The 18,582-nt window shown below is 43.2% G+C and carries 16 protein-coding genes and 1 pseudogene; 12 read left to right on the top strand and 5 right to left on the bottom strand.

Annotated features, from left to right (window positions below; genetic code table 11):
• Positions 1–233: 233 nt before the first annotated feature.
• The 3 genes from ACE3PQ_RS07940 to ACE3PQ_RS07930 form a co-directional block, all read right to left on the bottom strand.
• Entirely contained in the window at positions 234–491 is a 258-nt protein-coding gene (locus ACE3PQ_RS07940) for a hypothetical protein (protein ID WP_374296723.1), read from the bottom strand.
• A gap of 234 nt (positions 492–725) precedes the next feature.
• Complete coding sequence (locus tag ACE3PQ_RS07935; RefSeq protein ID WP_374296721.1) at positions 726–1,958, bottom strand: pyridoxal phosphate-dependent aminotransferase; 1,233 nt, start codon at positions 1,956–1,958, stop codon at positions 726–728.
• 135 nt (positions 1,959–2,093) lie between these two features.
• Positions 2,094–2,738, bottom strand: coding sequence for a TetR/AcrR family transcriptional regulator (locus tag ACE3PQ_RS07930; protein WP_374296719.1), 645 nt, complete (start codon positions 2,736–2,738; stop codon positions 2,094–2,096).
• Between the two features lie 117 nt (positions 2,739–2,855).
• Here ACE3PQ_RS07930 and ACE3PQ_RS07925 point away from each other — a divergent pair, with 117 nt between their 5' ends.
• From ACE3PQ_RS07925 to ACE3PQ_RS07875, 11 genes are all read left to right on the top strand, one after another.
• The gene (locus ACE3PQ_RS07925) at positions 2,856–3,917 is read left to right on the top strand and encodes an HlyD family efflux transporter periplasmic adaptor subunit (RefSeq protein ID WP_374296718.1); all 1,062 of its coding nucleotides are present in this window, start codon (positions 2,856–2,858) and stop codon (positions 3,915–3,917) included.
• A 4-nt stretch (positions 3,918–3,921) separates the two neighbouring features.
• Positions 3,922–5,862, top strand: coding sequence for an ATP-binding cassette domain-containing protein (locus ACE3PQ_RS07920; RefSeq protein ID WP_374296716.1), 1,941 nt, complete (start codon positions 3,922–3,924; stop codon positions 5,860–5,862).
• 10 nt (positions 5,863–5,872) lie between these two features.
• Positions 5,873–7,003 (top strand): ABC transporter permease, encoded by a 1,131-nt coding sequence (locus tag ACE3PQ_RS07915; RefSeq protein WP_374296714.1) that lies wholly within the window; start codon positions 5,873–5,875, stop codon positions 7,001–7,003.
• Between the two features lie 7 nt (positions 7,004–7,010).
• Complete coding sequence (locus ACE3PQ_RS07910; protein WP_374296712.1) at positions 7,011–8,138, top strand: ABC transporter permease; 1,128 nt, start codon at positions 7,011–7,013, stop codon at positions 8,136–8,138.
• Positions 8,139–8,346: 208 nt separating this feature from the next.
• Complete coding sequence (locus tag ACE3PQ_RS07905; RefSeq protein ID WP_374296727.1) at positions 8,347–9,294, top strand: patatin-like phospholipase family protein; 948 nt, start codon at positions 8,347–8,349, stop codon at positions 9,292–9,294.
• A 214-nt stretch (positions 9,295–9,508) separates the two neighbouring features.
• On the top strand, positions 9,509–11,551 hold the full coding sequence (locus ACE3PQ_RS07900) for a UvrD-helicase domain-containing protein (RefSeq protein WP_374296709.1): 2,043 nt from the start codon (positions 9,509–9,511) through the stop codon (positions 11,549–11,551).
• A 58-nt stretch (positions 11,552–11,609) separates the two neighbouring features.
• Entirely contained in the window at positions 11,610–12,062 is a 453-nt protein-coding gene (gene dut / locus ACE3PQ_RS07895) for a dUTP diphosphatase (RefSeq protein ID WP_374296707.1), read from the top strand.
• A 31-nt stretch (positions 12,063–12,093) separates the two neighbouring features.
• Positions 12,094–13,545 (top strand): phosphomannomutase/phosphoglucomutase, encoded by a 1,452-nt coding sequence (locus ACE3PQ_RS07890; RefSeq protein ID WP_374296705.1) that lies wholly within the window; start codon positions 12,094–12,096, stop codon positions 13,543–13,545.
• Positions 13,546–13,562: 17 nt separating this feature from the next.
• A complete protein-coding gene (gene argB, locus ACE3PQ_RS07885; RefSeq protein WP_374296703.1) occupies positions 13,563–14,462 on the top strand; it encodes an acetylglutamate kinase in 900 nt (299 codons plus the stop codon).
• 464 nt (positions 14,463–14,926) lie between these two features.
• The gene (locus ACE3PQ_RS07880) at positions 14,927–15,787 is read left to right on the top strand and encodes a GNAT family N-acetyltransferase (RefSeq protein ID WP_374296701.1); all 861 of its coding nucleotides are present in this window, start codon (positions 14,927–14,929) and stop codon (positions 15,785–15,787) included.
• A gap of 155 nt (positions 15,788–15,942) precedes the next feature.
• The gene (locus ACE3PQ_RS07875) at positions 15,943–16,791 is read left to right on the top strand and encodes a class II glutamine amidotransferase (protein WP_374296699.1); all 849 of its coding nucleotides are present in this window, start codon (positions 15,943–15,945) and stop codon (positions 16,789–16,791) included.
• Positions 16,792–16,921: 130 nt separating this feature from the next.
• On the opposite strand, the gene ACE3PQ_RS07870 is transcribed toward ACE3PQ_RS07875, so the two are convergent.
• Positions 16,922–17,347, bottom strand: coding sequence for a MarR family winged helix-turn-helix transcriptional regulator (locus ACE3PQ_RS07870; RefSeq protein ID WP_374296697.1), 426 nt, complete (start codon positions 17,345–17,347; stop codon positions 16,922–16,924).
• Positions 17,348–17,459: 112 nt separating this feature from the next.
• Here ACE3PQ_RS07870 and ACE3PQ_RS07865 point away from each other — a divergent pair, with 112 nt between their 5' ends.
• Entirely contained in the window at positions 17,460–18,206 is a 747-nt protein-coding gene (locus ACE3PQ_RS07865) for a heme-binding protein (RefSeq protein ID WP_374296695.1), read from the top strand.
• A gap of 203 nt (positions 18,207–18,409) precedes the next feature.
• On the opposite strand, the pseudogene ACE3PQ_RS07860 reads toward ACE3PQ_RS07865, so the two are convergent.
• Positions 18,410–18,553 (bottom strand): annotated as a pseudogene (locus ACE3PQ_RS07860) (IS1595 family transposase); the annotation flags it as partial.
• Positions 18,554–18,582 lie beyond the last annotated feature (29 nt).

Here is an 18,582-nt window from a genome sequence, read left to right as displayed (position 1 = left end):
GCTCTACCGACTGAGCTATGGGAGAATGTGCAAGCGATTATAGACAGATTTTATTAATGGTCAAGTCTATTTGCACTGAATTACAACTCGGCGAGCTAATTTTCAATCAATTCATTCAACTATCCGATAAAGAAACGCAATGAATAGGCGAATGAACCCTAAATACACCTAAATTAAGTGTGTTTAAATATAAGCTCTCAATCTCTCGTAACGACGGAAAGGCGTGAATGCACTTAAACAGGACAAGGAATCTGTTCTGATTCGGCAATATCAGCTTTTGCGCTCATTAACGCAGTGAGTTTGCTTGATGGAATCTGTTTTTTATTCAGTGCATCAATCGAGTGCAAAATATGCACAATCTGATCTGCACTTAAAGGAATATTTTCCGACTGGAAAAAATGCGCAATGACATCCGCATCAATACCTGCATCATGCAGTTGTTTGATGTGTTTGAGGTTGTTTAAGCAGTGTAGGTTTTCTTGAATTTTCATGTCGAACTCCTTCGAACGCTTTGTTCATGTAATGGATTACACTTGTATATTAAGCAGTTTTAATGCCAATTCTAAATCTGATTAAAATGAAGTCATGTATGGATTGCATCAAGAAGTGTGTCGCCATGTAATTTTCATAGAGCATTGTCCAATAAAAAGCCCTGAAACGAGGTCAGGGCTTAAGTACAGCTTATAAGTTTTAAAGTTTATTTAAATCATATTAAGCATCGCTAATTATGAATTTTTCTCAGCTTCGATTGAAGCTATCGCTTCATCTACACCGCTGATCGAATCGGCAGCTGCTTTGATACGAGAGAGTGCATCTACAAGCACTTCATCTGCTGTTGCATATGAAATACGCATAAAGCCACCTAGACCAAACGCATCGCCAGGAACGACTGCAACGCCAGTTTCTTCAAGCAACCATTCAGAGAACTCTGTGCAAGACTTCAAACCTTTGGCACGGATCAATGGACGGATATTGGCATAGGCATAAAACGCACCGTCAGCAGGCAAGCAAGAGATACCATTGATGGCATTCAATCCATTTACCACCAAATCATGACGGCGTTTGAAAGCTTCAACCATCGGTTGCAATACATCTTGTGGACCATTCAAAGCGGCTTCAGCAGCAACTTGAGAGATCGAAGTTGGATTCGACGTAGACTGCGATTGAATGTTTTTCATCGCACCAATGATCTTTGCAGGACCTGCTGCATATCCAATACGCCAACCAGTCATGGCATAGGCTTTCGACACACCATTGAGTACAAAAGTACGATCGTACAAATCAGGTGCAACCGTTGCGATATTGTAGAAGTCACCAGACCAACGAATCGGCTCGTACATGTCATCAGAAGCGATATAGACCTGTGGATGTTTGCGCAATACTTCTGCCAAAGCTTCAAGCTCTTCTTTGGTATAAATCATGCCTGTTGGGTTTGACGGGCTGTTCAACACCAATAGACGTGTATTTGGTGTGATCGCCTCTTCCAATTGTTCAGGCGTGATTTTAAAGCGTTGATCTTCGCCACATTTCACGATCACAGGCGTACCTTCTGCGATGATCACCATATCTGGGTAACTTACCCAAAATGGTGCAGGAATGATCACTTCATCGCCCTTGTTGAGTAATGCTAATGCGAGGTTGAAAAAGGATTGTTTCCCACCACAAGACACCAAAATTTGATTCGGCTGGTAGTCAAGATTATTATCACGTTTGAATTTCGCAATAATGGCTTTCTTCAGAGCAGGCGTACCATCTACAGCAGTGTACTTGGTAAATCCGTCGTTAATGGCTTTTATTGCTGCCTCTTTGATGTGTTGAGGGGTATCAAAATCAGGTTCACCTGCACCTAAGCCAATCACGTTCTTACCAGCAGCTTTGAGTTCAGCGGCTTTGTTGGTGACAGCTAGTGTAGGGGATGGTTTGATGGCATTCACACGATCTGATAGACGTACGTCCACGGCAGCATTCCTTCTATGTTTAGGGATGAAAATTGAATGATAAATTCAGATAAAACACATGTTATAAAAACCCTTGCTATCTTAGCGCAAAAATAGCCTGTTGAAAGGCAATTGATGCACTAAAACGTAAAAAAATTAATGTGTTTTGTCATGTTTGGCTTTGACCGCAGCCAAGCCTGCCAAAGAAAAGGTTTTAAAATGCTCAACCAAATCCTGTTTTGGCATGGCAGAAATCACTTGGACTGGATTGCTAAAGTCTTTGTTTGCCAAGATCATTACAAAAATCGGGGCGATGATGCTGAGCACCGAAGGCATTAAGATCGGATCGTTGACATCAATATCGGTAATTTCGCTGACGATTTTCAGAATCAATTGAAATTTTCTCAGCGCATTGGTCTCAATAAACTCAATCAAATAAGGAGAGGGTGACAGCATTTCTAAAATAAAAATTTTGCTATACCAGCGTTCGATCGTGGTGACATTGGTGATGAGGGCTTCGAATAATTGGGCTAATTTTTGCTCGGGTGCAATTGTGGCATTGGCAATCGCAATAAGTACTTTTTCATCTAAAAAATGTTGATGCGCCTCAGCGAGCACGGCTTTATATAAGCCATCTCGACCATCAAAGTGATAATTAATCGCCGCCAAGTCCACCTCAGCCATCTGCGCAATGGCTTTGTTGGTGGTTTGCGCAAAGCCATGTTGTGCAATCAATTGACCTGCACTTTGTAAGATTTTTTGTTTGGTTAAGTCGCCATCACTGCGTCGTGCACGAGACATAAAAATGGATTTCCAAGAACGCTAAAAATAACAGTATAACTTTTTTTACTTTTTTGCTATAGTTTAAATTAAATTTGAATTTAAACTTGTACGTAAATTAAGCGTGGATTTGTCTACATGAAAAAGAGTAATGTCGTGCTGTTGGTTGGCATCGTGGTGATTGCTGCCGCAGTCGCCTTTTGGTGGTTTAATCGTGATCAAGATGACGCATCGCATCTGACGCTGTATGGCAATGTCGATATTCGTCAAGTGTCATTGGCATTTGAAACTTCGGGGCGCATCCAAACTATGGCGGTGCAAGAAGGCGATCGTGTGCAAACAGGGCAGGTCTTGGCACAGCTCAATACCGAATCGCTGTCGATCCAAGCCAAACAAGCCGATGCCCAGCTGCAAGTGCAACAACAAACTATCAATGAACAAGATGCTGGTAATCGTCCTGAAGAAATTGCCCAAGCTCAAGCGCAAGTCGCCTCAGCGCAAGCGCAAGTAGAAAATGCCGATAAGCAATATCAACGCTTAAATGTGCTGTTTAATAGTTCGGTGGGGCAAGCGGTGAGTAAGCAAGAAGTCGATGCTGCCAAAAGCACCATGAAAACAGCACAGGCATCCTTAAATGAAGCCAAAGCCAATCTAACCTTACTACAAAAAGGCGTGCGCCAAGAAGACCGTGCTGCTGCCAAAGCGCAATATGATTCGACCAAAGCCAATCTGGATTTGATCAATTATCAGATTGCACAAAGTGAATTGCGTTCACCCGTCGATGGTGTGGTGCGAGCACGTTTGCAGGAAGTCGGTGATATGACCACGTCGAGCAAGTCGGTGTATACCATTGCTTTGATCGATCCAAAATGGGTGCGTGTCTATGCCAGCGAGACCGAGCTAGGGCAAATCCAGATGGGTGATCGTGCGCAAGTGATTCGAGATTCACAACCTGATCAGCCGATCACAGGCAAGATTGGGTATATTTCATCAGTTGCAGAGTTCACACCAAAAACCGTCCAGACCGAAGATATACGCACCACCTTGGTCTATGAAGTGCGTATTTATGTCGATGATCCAAAAGATCAATTGAAAATGGGACAACCCGTTACGGTTCATATCGACAAGTCGCATCAACAACGTGAAACGACCCATCAAAGTCAACCGACCCAACAAAATCAAACCCGTTCAGGTGAATAAGCCAATGTCTACAGATTGTGTGGTGATCGCCAACGATTTAAAGCAAATCTTCAAATCTGAGCAAAAAGGTGCGGACGATGTGCATGCGCTACAAGGGCTAACGATGCAAATCAAAGCGGGGCAATTGACTGCTTTGGTCGGTCCTGATGGCGCAGGAAAAACCACATTTTTAAGATTGATTGCGGGCTTGTATGCACCGACTTCGGGCGATCTTGAAGTGCTCGGCACGGATGTCGCCAAAGATCCACAATCGGTACAAGATCGTATCAGCTATATGCCACAAAAGTTTGGTTTATATGAAGATTTAAGTATTCAGGAAAATCTCGATCTCTACGCAGATTTGCATGGTGTGCCAGCCGATCTGCGTAAAGAACGCTTCGACCGTTTATTAAAAATCACCGATTTGGCACGCTTTACCGATCGTCCAGCAGGCAAGCTCTCGGGTGGGATGAAACAAAAACTCGGCTTGGCGTGTACCTTGGTGCGTTCGCCTGAGCTATTGCTTTTGGATGAGCCCAGTGTCGGTGTCGATCCCTTATCTCGGCGTGATTTGTGGATCATTATCGAGCAATTGGTCAAAGATGAAAATCTCAGTGTGATCATTAGTACCGCTTATATGGATGAGGCGGAGCGTTGTCAGGATGTCTATGTGATGCTCGATGGCAAGGTCATCCAATACGGTTCACCAGCTGAGCTGATCTCGCATGTGCATGGGCAGACATGGCAAGCTGAACCAAGTGCTGGACTGAAATCACGCATACTACAAGCGCATTTACTGGATAATCATCGCTATATCGCCGATGCCGTGCCCAAAGGCGATGTGGTGCGCTTCATTACCCGTAGTGATCACCCTGAGCTTCCGCCAGATCAACTGCATGAAGGTGTGGTAGCGCAAGCACGAGAACCTGAGCTTGAAGATGCTTTTATGCTGTTTTTACATGAAGCGAAACATCATGCCGAAAACGCATCAACTCAATCGCAACATGGTGATGAAAGCGATGCAACGGTCGAAAAGTCGTCCGTATTAGATGGCACAGCGACTCAAGACAAAGCACATGATACAAGACAAAGTACAATACAACACGCAGAGCAAAGCCAGCTGAATGAATCAAAACCAGTGATCGTGGTCAAAGACTTGGTGCGTACTTTTGGCGATTTTACCGCAGTGGCGAGCACTTCTTTTGATGTCTCTCGAGGTGAAATTTTTGGTTTGCTCGGTCCCAATGGTGCTGGCAAAACCACCACCTTTCGCATGCTGTGTGGCTTATTGCCTGCCAGTAGCGGGGTGCTGGAAGTGGCTGGGATGAATTTGCGTACTGCTCGGGCACAGGCGAGGGCGAAAATTGGCTATGTCTCACAAAAGTTTGCACTGTATGGCAATTTGAGTGTGCTAGACAATTTAAAGTTTTTTGGCGGAGCATATGGCTTGTCTGGCAAGCATTTGAAACAGCAAATTGACAAAGCCTTAGCACAGTTTGACCTAAAGCCAAATGCCAAAAGTGGCGATTTACCCAATGGCTTTAAACAACGCTTGTCGATGGCGGCGGCATTGTTACATCAGCCTGAGATTTTGTTTTTGGATGAGCCGACAAGTGGTATTGATCCGCTGGCACGGCGCTCGTTTTGGTACACCATCGGTGAGCTGGCAAATCACGGCATTACCATCATTATCACCACACATTTTATGGAAGAAGCGGAATATTGCGATCGGATTGCCATTCAAGATGCAGGCAAGATGCTTGCGATTGGCACACCCAAAGAGATTCGTAATATGATTCATGAAAATGGACGTGGCGAAATGCAGGACTTAAGCGTAAAAGATACAAGCGTGGCAGATAAAAGGGCTAAAGATACAAGTGTGAATGATATGAATAGCGCATTCATTGCCATCGTTGAGCAATCCCGTGCCGATAAGCTAAAGCAATCAGAAGCGCTAAAGCAATGAGGTACACGCCATGAATAATTTCTCTGCATTCTGGACGCGTTTATTTGCCTTGACTCGCAAAGAAACCAAGCAATTGATCCGTGACAAAAGTAGCATGGCGATTGGTTTTATTTTGCCGATTATTTTGATTTTACTGTTTGGTTATGGACTGTCGTTTGACTTAAGCAATGGTCGAGTCGGTGTGGTGGAGCAAAATCCCACCCCACAGAGTGCGCAGGTGATTAGTGGTTTAAATGGCTCGAAATATATCAGCGTCAGTCATTATCCCAGCTTTCATCAGGCAGAAGCGGCGATGCGTGATGCCGATATTGATGCTATTCTCAATATTCCCAGCGATTTTGCTGAACAATATGCCAATGGTGACGCTAATGTACAGGTGATTACCAATGGGCGCTCCACCAGCATTGCGTCTGCTTTACAAGGCTATATTTCCAGCGCCTTAAACACCACTACCACTATCCAAGCCGACCGTACCAATTCTGGATCATCTGCGGGTGTAATAACGGTCAGTCAGCGCATGTGGTTTAACGAATCGGGCAACAGTACATGGTTTTTGGTGCCGGGTTTAATTGTATTGATTTTGACCTTGGTCGGTGCGTTTTTAACAGGCTTGCTGATTGCACGGGAGCGGGAACGAGGCACATTGGAGGCATTGTACGTCACACCAATTCGCCCTTTAGAAATTGTGCTGTCCAAGCTGGCGCCTTATATCGTGATTGGTTTGATTGATACTGTCATCTGTTTGGTTGCTACCAATTGGCTGTTTGAAGTGCCAATTCGAGCCTCGCTGATTTCGGTGATGGGGGCTTCATTTTTGTATTTGATGGTGTCATTGCTGATGGGCTTGATGATTTCTGGCTTGTCGCAAAGTCAGTTTCAAGCCAGTCAAATGGCGCTACTTGCCAGCTTTATGCCTGCGATGATGTTGTCTGGATTTGTATTTGATATTCGCAACCTGCCCATCGTGGTGCAAGTGGTGAGTAATGTCTTGCCTGCAACGCATTATATGACTTTGATTAAAACGCTATTGCTTGGCGGAGATGATTGGTCATTGTGGTTAAAGCAATGTGGCATTTTGTTGATTTATATTGTGCTCCTGACCATCGTCACGGCACGATCGCTCAGAAAACGCTTGAGGTAACATCACCATGAATCACTTTATCACGGCGATCACTCACTGGTTTCGTTATCTTTGGGTGCTGACTCGAAAAGAGTTTTTGGCGATTTTAGTCGATCCTGCCAATCGGGTGACGTTGATTGCCCCTGTATTTATTCAGGCGGTGTTGTTTGGTTATGCTGCCAGCTACGATGTCAATCATGTCGATTATGCGGTGTTAGATCAAAGTCATAGTCAAGCATCACAGCAAATATTGTCACACATGGATGGTTCGGGGATATTTCGGCGGACTGCGGATTTGCAAAATAATCAACAAATCCAGCAGGTCATCAATGATCGAGAGGCGCTGGCAGTGATTACCATTCCAGCGGACTTTGAGGATAAGCTCAACAATAATGAATCGTCTGCGCTCCAAGTGATCGTGGATGGGCGTAATTCGTCGACGGCAAGCATGGCAGGTTCTTATATCAGCAGTGTGGTCAGTCAGGTCAATCAAGAGCGACTTGGCACCACCTCGGCGATAACCGTGAAAACTCGCACATGGTATAACCCCAACCAAGAGTCACGTTGGGGCATGATGCCGTCATTGATTGCGACACTGAGTATGATGCAAACCTTGATGCTGGCGGCGATGTCGGTGGCACGAGAGCGTGAGCAGGGTACATTTGATCAACTGTTGGTGACGCCATACACGCCAACACAGATTATGATCGGTAAAGCGATTCCACCGATTTTGATTGGGGTGATTCAGTCGACGTTGATTTTGATGATTATTCTATTTTGGTTTCAAATCCCGATGAATGGTTCGCTGGCATTGCTGTATTTTGGTTTATTCGCCTTTAATATTGCGGTGGTTGGCGTGGGCTTGTCGATTTCGGCAATTGCGCTGAATATGCAACAAGCCATGCTCTATACCTTTTTCTTGATTATGCCATTGACCTTATTATCAGGATTATTGACTCCTGTGCAGAATATGCCTGAGCTGTTGAACTGGCTGACCTATGCCAATCCACTGCGTTTCGGCATCGATTTGGTGCAACGGGTCTACCTAGAAGGCGCTGGCTTTGCACAGGTGAAATGGGATTTTGTCCCGATGCTGGTACTCGCCATTATTACCTTGCCATTAGCAGCATGGCTGTTTCGTCATCGACTTTCTTAAAGAGTTAGATGAAGTGCACCTGTTCAAAATTAGTCGAAAACTGTTCAAGATAAGGTGCGCAAATTAACATTTTTCTGCAAAATTTGCCTAGAGTCTGCGCATGAGTTCCTTTAGCATGCGCTATGCAACTTCACCCAGTAAAATAAAATGAGGGTTTCTTTTGAGGCTGAATTGTGCGCCACGTTTTGCGCAGCAACGGAGTAAATCTATCCGCTACATTCGATCGATACTGCTGACAGGATTGGCAAGTGTCGCATTGACCCAAGTGCATGCAACCTCGACACCTGCGCAGCCAAGCACCTGCAAATGGCAAGCGGATGCGACAGCAGTGCACGCAAAACCCAAAATTGCCTTAGTTCTCGGTAGTGGCGGGGCACGTGGCTATGCGCATATTGGCGTGATTGATGTGCTCGAGCAAAATGGCATTCGTCCAGACATGATCGTTGGCACCAGTGCAGGCAGTATCGTCGGTGCAATCTACGCCAGTGGCAAAACACCTGAACAGATGAAAAATATCGCCATGGATCTCAAAAGCGATGATGTACGGGATTTCACTTTAAGTAAGCAAGGCTTTTTTGATGGGAAAAAAATTGCGAGTTATGTCAATGCGCAGGTGGATAATACACTTCTTGAAAATATGAGGATTCCATTCTATGTGGTCGCAACAGAATTAAAGTCTGGAAAGGATGTGATTTTTAGACAAGGTGATACAGGCAAAGCGGTGATGGCTTCGACCAGTATTCCGAGTATGTTTGTCCCAACCAAGATCGGTGAGCAGGAGTATGTTGACGGTGGGTTAGTGCATCCTGTACCTGTGTCTATTGCGAAACAGCTTGGCGCAGATATGATCATTGCTGTAGATATTTTGGCACGTCCAGAACATACCGAAACGTCGAATGTGTGGGGGTTGTTTAACCAAAATATTAACATCATGCAAAATCGCCTCGCCGACTACGAAGTCAAGCAGGCGGACATCGTGATCCGTCCTGACATTCGTGAAAAAGCCCATGTATTCTCTGTAGGCTCACGCATGCAGACCATACAAGCAGGGGAAGTGGCAGCGCAAAACCAAATTGATCAATTGCAAAAAGTGTTGTCTACCAAGAAAAATCAGTTGCAAGCAAAGCAAGATGATTTACAAGTCTGTCAGCATTAATGTTTCAAATCTTAGCATCATGAGTATGTGAAAATGATGGATTGAGCACGGCATAATTTGACGCCATGCAACTACCATTCTGAGATTAGTCATTGCAACTGAAACGCAAGGCTCTATAATTTGCTTTTTAAAAATCGCACTGCAAAGTTTTTCATTGCATTGATTGAGAATGCGATAACACATGTTGCTGTCAATTTAATTTTTAGGTGTCTGAATGTCTGTGGGTAGCCTGCTGAACGAGAAACAACAAGAAGCCATGCGCTATACGCAAGGACCGCTATTGGTATTGGCGGGTGCAGGTTCGGGCAAAACCTCGGTGATCACGCAGAAGATTGCTTATTTGGTACAAGAATGTCGCATCCCTGCGCATCGTATTACCGCAGTGACCTTTACCAATAAAGCCGCTCGTGAGATGAAAGAGCGTGTTACTCGGCATCTGTCCAAAGAACAATCCAAAGGTTTGAGCGTATCGACTTTCCATACTTTTGGACTCAATCTACTGCGAATCGAGCTAAAACATACGCCACTGAAAAATAATTTTTCTATTCTAGATGCCGACGATTGCAAACGAATTTTGATGGATTTGATGCATCGGGACAATCTGGCAAATGCCGATAGCAAAGAGCTGATCGCCAAAGCCATGAAGAAAATCTCGGATTGGAAAAATGATCTGATCTTGCCTGAACAAGCGCATGTCACTTGTGAAACTGAAGAAGATGTACAATTGGCGCATCTTTATCAACTCTATGAGCGCAATCTGCGTGCTTATAATGCGGTGGATTTTGATGACTTGATCGTGCTCCCAACACGACTGCTACAAGACAATGCCGAAGTGCGGGATAAATGGCAAAATCGGGTGCGTTATCTACTCGTCGATGAGTATCAAGACACCAATACCGCACAATATATGATGGTCAAGTTGCTGGTCGGCGTGATGGGACAGTTCACCGCCGTAGGTGATGATGACCAGTCGATCTATGCATGGCGTGGTGCAAAGCCTGAAAATATGGCACTGCTCAAAGATGATTTTCCACGTTTAAAAGTGGTGAAACTGGAGCAGAACTATCGCTCGACCAATGTCATTTTGAATGCTGCCAATGCGGTAATTGGCAACAATCCACATATTTTTGAAAAAGCCTTGTGGAGTGATAAAGGGCGTGGTGAAGCAATTCGAGTGATTACCTGTCGCAATGATGATGATGAAGCGGAACGTGTGGTCAAAGACTTGATTACGCACAAGCTGATGAATGGTAAAAATTGGAAAGATTATGCGGTATTGTACCGTGGTAATTTCCAATCACGAGTGATCGAAACACAGCTACGTCAGATGCAGATTCCTTACAAGCTTTCAGGTGGTCAATCGTTCTTTGCTCGGGCAGAGATTAAAGACATCATGAGCTATCTGCGCTTGATCATTAATCCTGAAGATGACAGTGCATTTCTACGCATTATCAACACACCAAAACGTGCGATTGGTCCTGTGACCTTAGAAAAGCTCGGCTTATTTGCGCAGGAAAATCATTTGTCTTTGCTTGGTGCATCTGCGGATCAACGCCTTGCGATGGTCTTGCCGAAAAAAGCCATGAGCCAGTTGCATGAGTTTGCTGAATTTATTCAACGCTTTACCGAAGAATTACATGATCATGATGATCCTGTACCGTTGGTGCGTCAGTTCATTAATGAAGCGGGTTATGTCGATTATATTCGTGAAAATGCTGCCACACCTGCGCAAGAAAAGTCGAAATTCGACAATATCGAAAGCCTATATAGCAGTATCCAAAATCTGATCAATAAAGCTGAAGATGTTGATGATCGCAATATTGAAAGTGCGATTCGCAAGCTGGTGTTGATCGACATGCTGGAACAACAGCAAGAAGAGCAGGATCAAGATAAGGTCAATCTACTGACTTTGCATGCGGCGAAAGGTTTGGAATTTCCCTATGTCTATATGATGGGCTTGGAAGAGGAATTGCTGCCACATCGCAACTCGATCGCCAGTGAAACCATTGAGGAAGAACGTCGCCTAATGTATGTGGGCATTACTCGGGCGAAGCAAGGTTTAACCATGACTTTGGCTGAGCAGCGCAAAAATGGTGGACAAATGAAGCAAATGTCACCGAGCCGTTTTTTAGATGAATTGCCACAGAATGACATAGAATGGTTAGGGCGGAAGAAGCCTGCTGGAACAAGCGACGTCGATCCTAAAGAACAAGCTCGCCGTGCCATTGAAAATCTCAAAGCCTTAATGAAAAGATAATTATAGTCACTAAAACGCTATCATTGATCAAAGTTAGTCAGAAATTAAAAGGAACAATATGAAAGTCCAAGTCAAAGTATTAGACGAACGTCTAGGCACCCAATGGGACATGCCAAACTACGCAACTGTCGGTTCGGCAGGGCTTGATCTACGAGCCTGTTTAGATGAGGCAATTACTATTGCGGTTGGTCAGACGGTTTTGGTGAAAACAGGATTGTCGATCTATATCGAAGATCCGCATTTTGCAGGCTTGATTTTGCCACGTTCAGGACTAGGTCATAAGCACGGAATTGTCTTGGGTAATCTCGTTGGTTTGATTGATTCAGACTATCAAGGTGAGTTGATGGTATCGGTGTGGAATCGTGGTCAGGCGGATTTTGTGCTTGAACCAGGCGAGCGTTTGGCACAATATGTGGTTGTCCCAGTGCAACAAGTGCAGTTTGATATTGTTGAAGAATTTGAGCAATCCGAGCGTGGTGCAGGTGGCTTTGGACATACTGGCACGAAATAAATTCCCGTATTTTTAAAGAATTAGATACGAAATGAGTGAGCAATTCCAATCCACGACAGTGGCATCTGTGCCTCGACAAATTTTCCGAGCGTATGACATTCGGGGAAAAGTTGCGCAGTTGTCTATTGGATTGGTCGCTCAAATTGGCAAAGCACTTGCCACACAGTTTATCCGTGCGCATCAACAAAAAGTCGTCATTGGATTTGATGCACGCTTAAGCAGTAGCACCTTTGCAGACATCATCACAGCGCAATTGACTGCATCTGGACTAGATGTTGTTCAAATTGGATGTGTCAGTTCGCCATTACTGTATTTTACCGCAAAGCGTTTTGGTGGCAATGGCATCATGATCACCGCAAGCCACAATCCTGCAACAGATAATGGCTTTAAATGGTTGTGTCAGCATCTTCCGCCAAGCGCTGAGCAGATTCAAGATGTGGCTGATCTGATTGAATCACAAGATTTTCAAACGTTATCTCATCGTGGCAAAGTCACCACAATGCATGCTAAAGCAGAATATTTTTCATATTTAAAGCAAGATATAAAATTAAAAAATAATCATCGTATTTGTATTGATGGTTTGCACGGTTCGGCAGGTGAAATTGCAAAAAATTCGTTAGAAAATGTCGGCTGTGAGGTGATTGCGTTAAATTGTTATGCAGATGGTAATTTTCCGCATGGTGCACCCGATCCCAGTGATGTCAAACGCTTAGCAACATTACAAGAAGCCGTGTTTGAGTCAAAGTCGGTGATGGGTTTTGCCTTAGATGGTGATGGCGATCGTGTGGTGATCATTGATGAACTCGGTCAATGGATTAGTCCGGATCGGTTGATGTGTGCTTTTGCCAAAATTTGTTTAACTGATCAAAAAGTAAAGCCGTCTGCTGAGATCGTCTTTGATGTGAAGTGTTCGACGATGATTGCAAAAACTGTGGCTCATTATCATGGTCGTAGTCATATGCTTCGTACAGGCAGTAGTTTTTTAAGACATTATATTGCTAAGCATTCAGCGGTATTTGGTGGCGAATACGCAGGGCATTATGTATTTAACGATGGTCGTGGTCTAGGCTACGATGATGGCTTGTATGCGGCACTGCGTTTACTGGAATATCTTGAATCAACACAGCAAAGTCTAAGTGAAGTATTAGCAGAATTTCCTGAACGTACCTCAAGTCCTGATATTTATATTGATGCGAACGGTATAGATCGTGTGCAACTTTTTGCACATATTCAGGATTATATTCACAATGATTTAGCACAAGTCGATGCGCAGTCGATGACATTAAGTTGTGTTGATGGTATTCGACTGGATTTCCCATATGGTTTTGGCATTATCCGTGCGTCCAATACAGGTGAATATTTTACCGTGCGTTTTGATGCCGATGATGCGCTCTATTTAGCGAAGATTAAAGCATTTTTTGTCGAGATGGTGCATAATATCTCACCGCATTTTGCCCAAGCCTTACAAGAGATTGCGGCTTAAAAGTTCAGGAGTATTTCGTGTCAATCAATCAACTTGGTGTTGATAAAGCCAAAGTGCTTATCGAAGCCTTACCGTATATCCAACGGTTTTCAGGGAAAACTGTGGTCGTGAAATACGGTGGCAATGCCATGACTGATCCTGAACTGGAAAGCTCATTTGCACGAGATATTGTGCTGTTAAAAACCGTCGGTATCAATCCTGTGGTGGTGCATGGCGGTGGTCCGCAAGTGGACAATCTACTTAAACAACTCGGTCGTGAGTCTGATCGTATCGACGGTATGCGAGTGACAGATGCGCCGACTATGGAAGTTGTAGAAATGGTGCTTGGCGGTAGCGTCAATAAATCTATCGTGAATCTGATCAACAAACATGGCGGTCGTGCCATTGGTCTGACGGGTAAAGATGGTAATCTGATTCGCGCCAAAAAATTGATGATTGATAAAGTCACTGACAAAGGTACTGAACAGATTGATCTTGGCTTAGTTGGTGAAGTTGCAGGCGTGAAAACTGATGTCATCGACATGTTTTTGCACAGTGACTTTATTCCTGTGATCGCACCGCTTGGTGTCGATGAAGAGGGTAATACCTACAACATCAACGCCGATTTGGTTGCAGGAAAAGTTGCAGAAGCTTTAAGTGCTGAAAAGCTGATTTTGCTCACTAATATTACAGGTGTACTTGGTGCAAACAAAGAATTGCTCACAGGTCTAAATACCCATGATGTGGATGAGTTGATCGCTACTGGTGTGATCTATGGCGGAATGATTCCAAAAGTGACTTGTGCGCTTGATGCAGTCAAAGGTGGTGTAGTGAGTGCGCATATCGTTGATGGTCGTGTGCCACATGCCAGTTTGTTAGAAATTTTCACTGATCATGGTGTAGGTACGCTGATTTCTAATCGGTTAAATAAGCATTAATTTCACGCTTATTCTGAGTGTTTTGAAGAGGTCGCTTAGTGCGACCTTTTCTATTTAACTGGAGTCCGATGAAGTTTGTATTGTACAGCGTTGATAAAGAAAAGCATTTTTAGACAAGGTCATGCGGTGTATACTCATATTTCGGGATTAACCTTCGGTTCGACTTACTTTTCTTTCGGGAAAAGTAAGCAAAACCATTTGTCAGTCGCAAACTCGGTCATACACTACAAATCATCCGATACCTTGAAAAACGTCATTTTTCTAAAGTTGTTCTGCCCTCGAACAATGCGACTGACGCTCCCACGAATTAGATAATTTTTACTCATCTTATGTCGAACTGAGGTTATTTATTCTAACTTTGCTTTTTTATATGACAGTTTTTTGAATTGTCATTAATCGCTCATGATTTAGTCATCTATTTGTCATCTGTCGCTTCTATCGTAAGCAAAACGAGGAGTAACAATATGTTAGAAAAACTCAATCAATTTCGCCCAATGCTACCATCACCAAAACAACTCCCTTTTGCCAAAAATCTTCCCCTGCCTAAAGGCAACCCTTTATCGAGTTTTCCATTAGCCAATAAACTGCCACTGAATAAAAATAAAAGCCAACAAACCCAATACCGTTTTGAATGGGTCGATGATTTAAAACAACTCCGTGAAGTCCAACAATTCCGTGCAGCACAATTTTCTGATCAATTTGGCATCTCTTTCGAGCAAGAGATTGATCAAGATATTTATGATTTTGGCTGTGAACATGCGGTGCTTCGTGAAAAATGGTCAGGTGAAATCGTTGCTTATACACGGTTAAAATTATTCCAAGGGCATGAAGTTGGGCATAGTTATAGCGCTCAGGAATTCAATGTGATTCCACATCTTGCAAATTGTTCGAACATAGTTGAAGTGGGTCGTACTTGTGTTCACCCACGTTTTCGTTCAGGCAAAGCTTTGTCAATGTTATGGCTCAATCTTGCACCAAAAGTATTATGGAGCATGCGTGCGAAGCATTTGATCGGCTGTGTCAGTATTCGTTTGGAAGATAACTTGGCACGTGCTTATCATACGCATCAATTACTTCAACAATTGAGTCCTGAGCAAAGTATTGATATTCAAGCGTTAAATGCATTCACACCGCAAGTCCCGAGTTTCAGCTTGCCACATGAGGAGCGTATGCCGAAGCTATTCGATGTGTATTTGAATATGCAAGCTAAACTTTCTAAGCAAGCTTTTTATGATGAAGATTTCAACTGCTTAGATTATTTCGTCTACCTTGAAATGAATGAAGCAGCAAAAAGCTTTGTCATGAACAAAATGATTCAGCGTTAAGACGGGATCACTTTTATATCAACGCTGGATATCTATATTCAAAAAAAGACTTGAGCAGACACAACAATATTTCATATATTGGATGAAAGACAGCTAAGCTAGAAGTATTGACTTTAAGCTTCTGTAAGACCAACCTCCCAAAATAGTGAAAGCTTATGTGTCAATTGCTCGGAATGAATTGCGCCACACCTACCGACATCGATTTTTCGTTTCGAGGATTTTCGCAGCGTGCGGGAGTCACATCGGATCACTCTGATGGTTTTGGTATTGCTTTTTTTGAAGAAAAAGCCTGTCGATTGTTTGTTGACAATCATTCTGCTTTAGAGTCACCGATTGCAAATCTCATTCGTAATTATCCGATCAAATCACGCAATGTGATTGCGCACATTCGAAAGGCTACACAAGGCAAAATAAACTTAGAAAATTCACACCCATTCGTACGTGAGCTATGGGGCAGACAATGGATTTTTGCGCATAATGGCGATTTACTCAATTTTCAGCCTGAGTTAACTGGTCGATTCCAACCCGTTGGTGATACTGATAGTGAATTGGCATTTTGTTATGTGCTAGACCAGTTGGCACTAAGATTCGGCAATGAACATCCATGCCTTGAAGATATTTTTGCGTATTTGCAACACATTTGCCCTAAGGTTGCAGAACACGGCACATTCAATTTCTTCTTATCGAATGGGCAAGCTTTATTTAGCTATGCCACCACTAAGCTACATTGGCTGATTCGTGAATATCCATTTCAGCATGCAAAGCTCATTGACTTAGATGTCGATATCGACTTTAGCACAGTGACGACACCAGAAGATCGTGTCGCAGTGATTACCACAGAGCCATTAACAGATAACGAACTGTGGCAGGCTTATCAGCCCGGTGAGATGATTGTATTTAAAGATGGCAAAATTGAGTTGCAAGCAATAACACTGGTTGAGCGTTTAGAACGTGAAAAGCATGATCCGAGTTTGGTGAGAAAGACGCGTGCGGATGTGTATTAATGTTTAGATATTTGACTGCTTTAATAAAGATTTAAAAAAAGACCACAGAGAGTAATTATCACTGTGGTCATTGGTATTATCGTGAAGTTAAATAATACGATTTATGGTAAAAGTTCCTTCACTTGCAGGACTAATACAGATTATAGAGGCACTGACTCAAAATATCTTCGAACTCTTTTATTTTTACCTCAGAAATTCCATGAACCATCTTCAATTCAATATTATTCACCAGAGCGTGAGCATCGCATAGGATTTTTTTGGCTTCAGGTTTCATTGTGAAATCTTGCTTTAAACCATGCTCCGAGTTTTTTTCTTTTGTAACAAAACCATCTCTCTCCAGGTTCTGCATAATTTTATTCATCGTTTGGGGCGTAACAGATGACTTTCTGGCAAGTTCGGCATTTGTCGCTGTGGATTTTTCTTCAAGACAAGACAGAACTGTGTATTGAGGAAGAGTTAGGCCGAGCTTTGCAAGTTCGACTTCAATTTTTCGACACAACTCATGTTCAACTATTTTTAGCTTATGGCTAATGCCTAAAGTGTCTTTAAATCTCATCGCCTGATCACCGATTAAAAATTCTTGCCTGTATCAGCACACTGATATAATATCAGTGTGCTGATTATTTTGGTAAGACTAATATTATTTCATACAATGAAGGGATTTTTTAATGAAAAAGTCGATTATCTTACTAGCCCTTGTCACAGGACTGGGAACACTGGAAGCTCAAGCAAAAGATTGTGAAGGCTTACCTACACATGCCGCGCTTAAAAAGGCCCTTATTGATGCGCACAAAGCTGATAATGGAGGATTTAACCTTGACATGTGGGGAACGGTAGTAAATAGAGCCGGTAAAGTTTGTACAGTTGTTTATACCGGTACTAAATATGATTCTCAGTGGCCTGGCAGTCGTTTAATTTCGGCACAAAAAGCGAATACTGCAAATGCATTTAGTCTTGAAAATCTAGCGCTGTCTACCGCCAATTTATACTCTGCAACTCAACCTGGTGGATCGCTGTATGGATTGCAACATAGCAACCCGATCAATACGGCGGGAGCCTACAAAGGCAATGCAGAAAGTAATGGGAGCGACAACGATCCGCTGGTTGGCGAGCGCATCGGTGGCGTGAATGTATTCGGGGGCGGTTTAGCTTTGTATAACTCAAAAGGACAATTGGTTGGTGCTTTGGGGGTATCGGGTGATAGCTCCTGTGTAGATCACAACATTGCTTGGCGGACGAGAAACTCATTGAAACTCGACTTCGTCAGTGGCGGGGTGAGTGCAGCGAAGAATGACCAGATCATTTATGACGTTAAAGATGGAAAAAGCGCAGGAGGGTTTGGTCACGTGTTCTGTGGTGGTAACGAAAGCAAAATTTCTGAAACGCTTCCAGCAACCGCTGTAGTACAAAAGTAATTTAGCATAAAACTAAAAACGCTTTGCCTCATGGATGAGGCTAGCATTAACTCAAACAAAATTAGAGAAAAACCGATGCTGCTATCCGCATAATGTCATGTTATGTTCATTGAAATACACTTGAGGAACGACACGCTGTAGCATGGCGTTGGTCAAGTGCCAGTCGTAATAACAATGAGCTTTTTTTTACGTAATTTGATTTAGATTGTATTTATGGTACTCACAGAAATATTTGTGAGTCTAGCTGTATCTGAAGCAGTGAAATCCATGGCAAAAAAGCGAATAATTTGTCTGAATTTTGCTTCTGCGATTCTTGAACGGAAATAGTATCTGTTTTTTGCTTTCATATAAGGAAGTTACCATACTTTGTAAAATG

This window comes from Acinetobacter sp. (genome assembly GCF_041911495.1).
Classification (GTDB): Bacteria; Pseudomonadota; Gammaproteobacteria; order Pseudomonadales; family Moraxellaceae; genus Acinetobacter.
Note: the sequence above shows the minus strand (reverse complement) of the source record. Positions and strands in the feature narration are given on the sequence as shown.

What these genes read in the sequence shown, in the direction of transcription:
- ACE3PQ_RS07900 (WP_374296709.1), top strand. Translation starts at nt 9,509, where the DNA reads ATGTCTGTGGGTAGCCTGCTGAACGAGAAACAACAAGAAGCCATGCGC.
- ACE3PQ_RS07875 (WP_374296699.1), top strand. Translation starts at nt 15,943, where the DNA reads ATGTGTCAATTGCTCGGAATGAATTGCGCCACACCTACCGACATCGAT.
- ACE3PQ_RS07870 (WP_374296697.1), bottom strand. Translation starts at nt 17,347, where the DNA reads ATGAGATTTAAAGACACTTTAGGCATTAGCCATAAGCTAAAAATAGTT.
- ACE3PQ_RS07930 (WP_374296719.1), bottom strand. Translation starts at nt 2,738, where the DNA reads ATGTCTCGTGCACGACGCAGTGATGGCGACTTAACCAAACAAAAAATC.
- ACE3PQ_RS07920 (WP_374296716.1), top strand. Translation starts at nt 3,922, where the DNA reads ATGTCTACAGATTGTGTGGTGATCGCCAACGATTTAAAGCAAATCTTC.
- ACE3PQ_RS07915 (WP_374296714.1), top strand. Translation starts at nt 5,873, where the DNA reads ATGAATAATTTCTCTGCATTCTGGACGCGTTTATTTGCCTTGACTCGC.
- ACE3PQ_RS07890 (WP_374296705.1), top strand. Translation starts at nt 12,094, where the DNA reads ATGAGTGAGCAATTCCAATCCACGACAGTGGCATCTGTGCCTCGACAA.
- ACE3PQ_RS07925 (WP_374296718.1), top strand. Translation starts at nt 2,856, where the DNA reads ATGAAAAAGAGTAATGTCGTGCTGTTGGTTGGCATCGTGGTGATTGCT.
- ACE3PQ_RS07880 (WP_374296701.1), top strand. Translation starts at nt 14,927, where the DNA reads ATGTTAGAAAAACTCAATCAATTTCGCCCAATGCTACCATCACCAAAA.
- ACE3PQ_RS07865 (WP_374296695.1), top strand. Translation starts at nt 17,460, where the DNA reads ATGAAAAAGTCGATTATCTTACTAGCCCTTGTCACAGGACTGGGAACA.
- dut (WP_374296707.1), top strand. Translation starts at nt 11,610, where the DNA reads ATGAAAGTCCAAGTCAAAGTATTAGACGAACGTCTAGGCACCCAATGG.
- ACE3PQ_RS07910 (WP_374296712.1), top strand. Translation starts at nt 7,011, where the DNA reads ATGAATCACTTTATCACGGCGATCACTCACTGGTTTCGTTATCTTTGG.
- ACE3PQ_RS07940 (WP_374296723.1), bottom strand. Translation starts at nt 491, where the DNA reads ATGAAAATTCAAGAAAACCTACACTGCTTAAACAACCTCAAACACATC.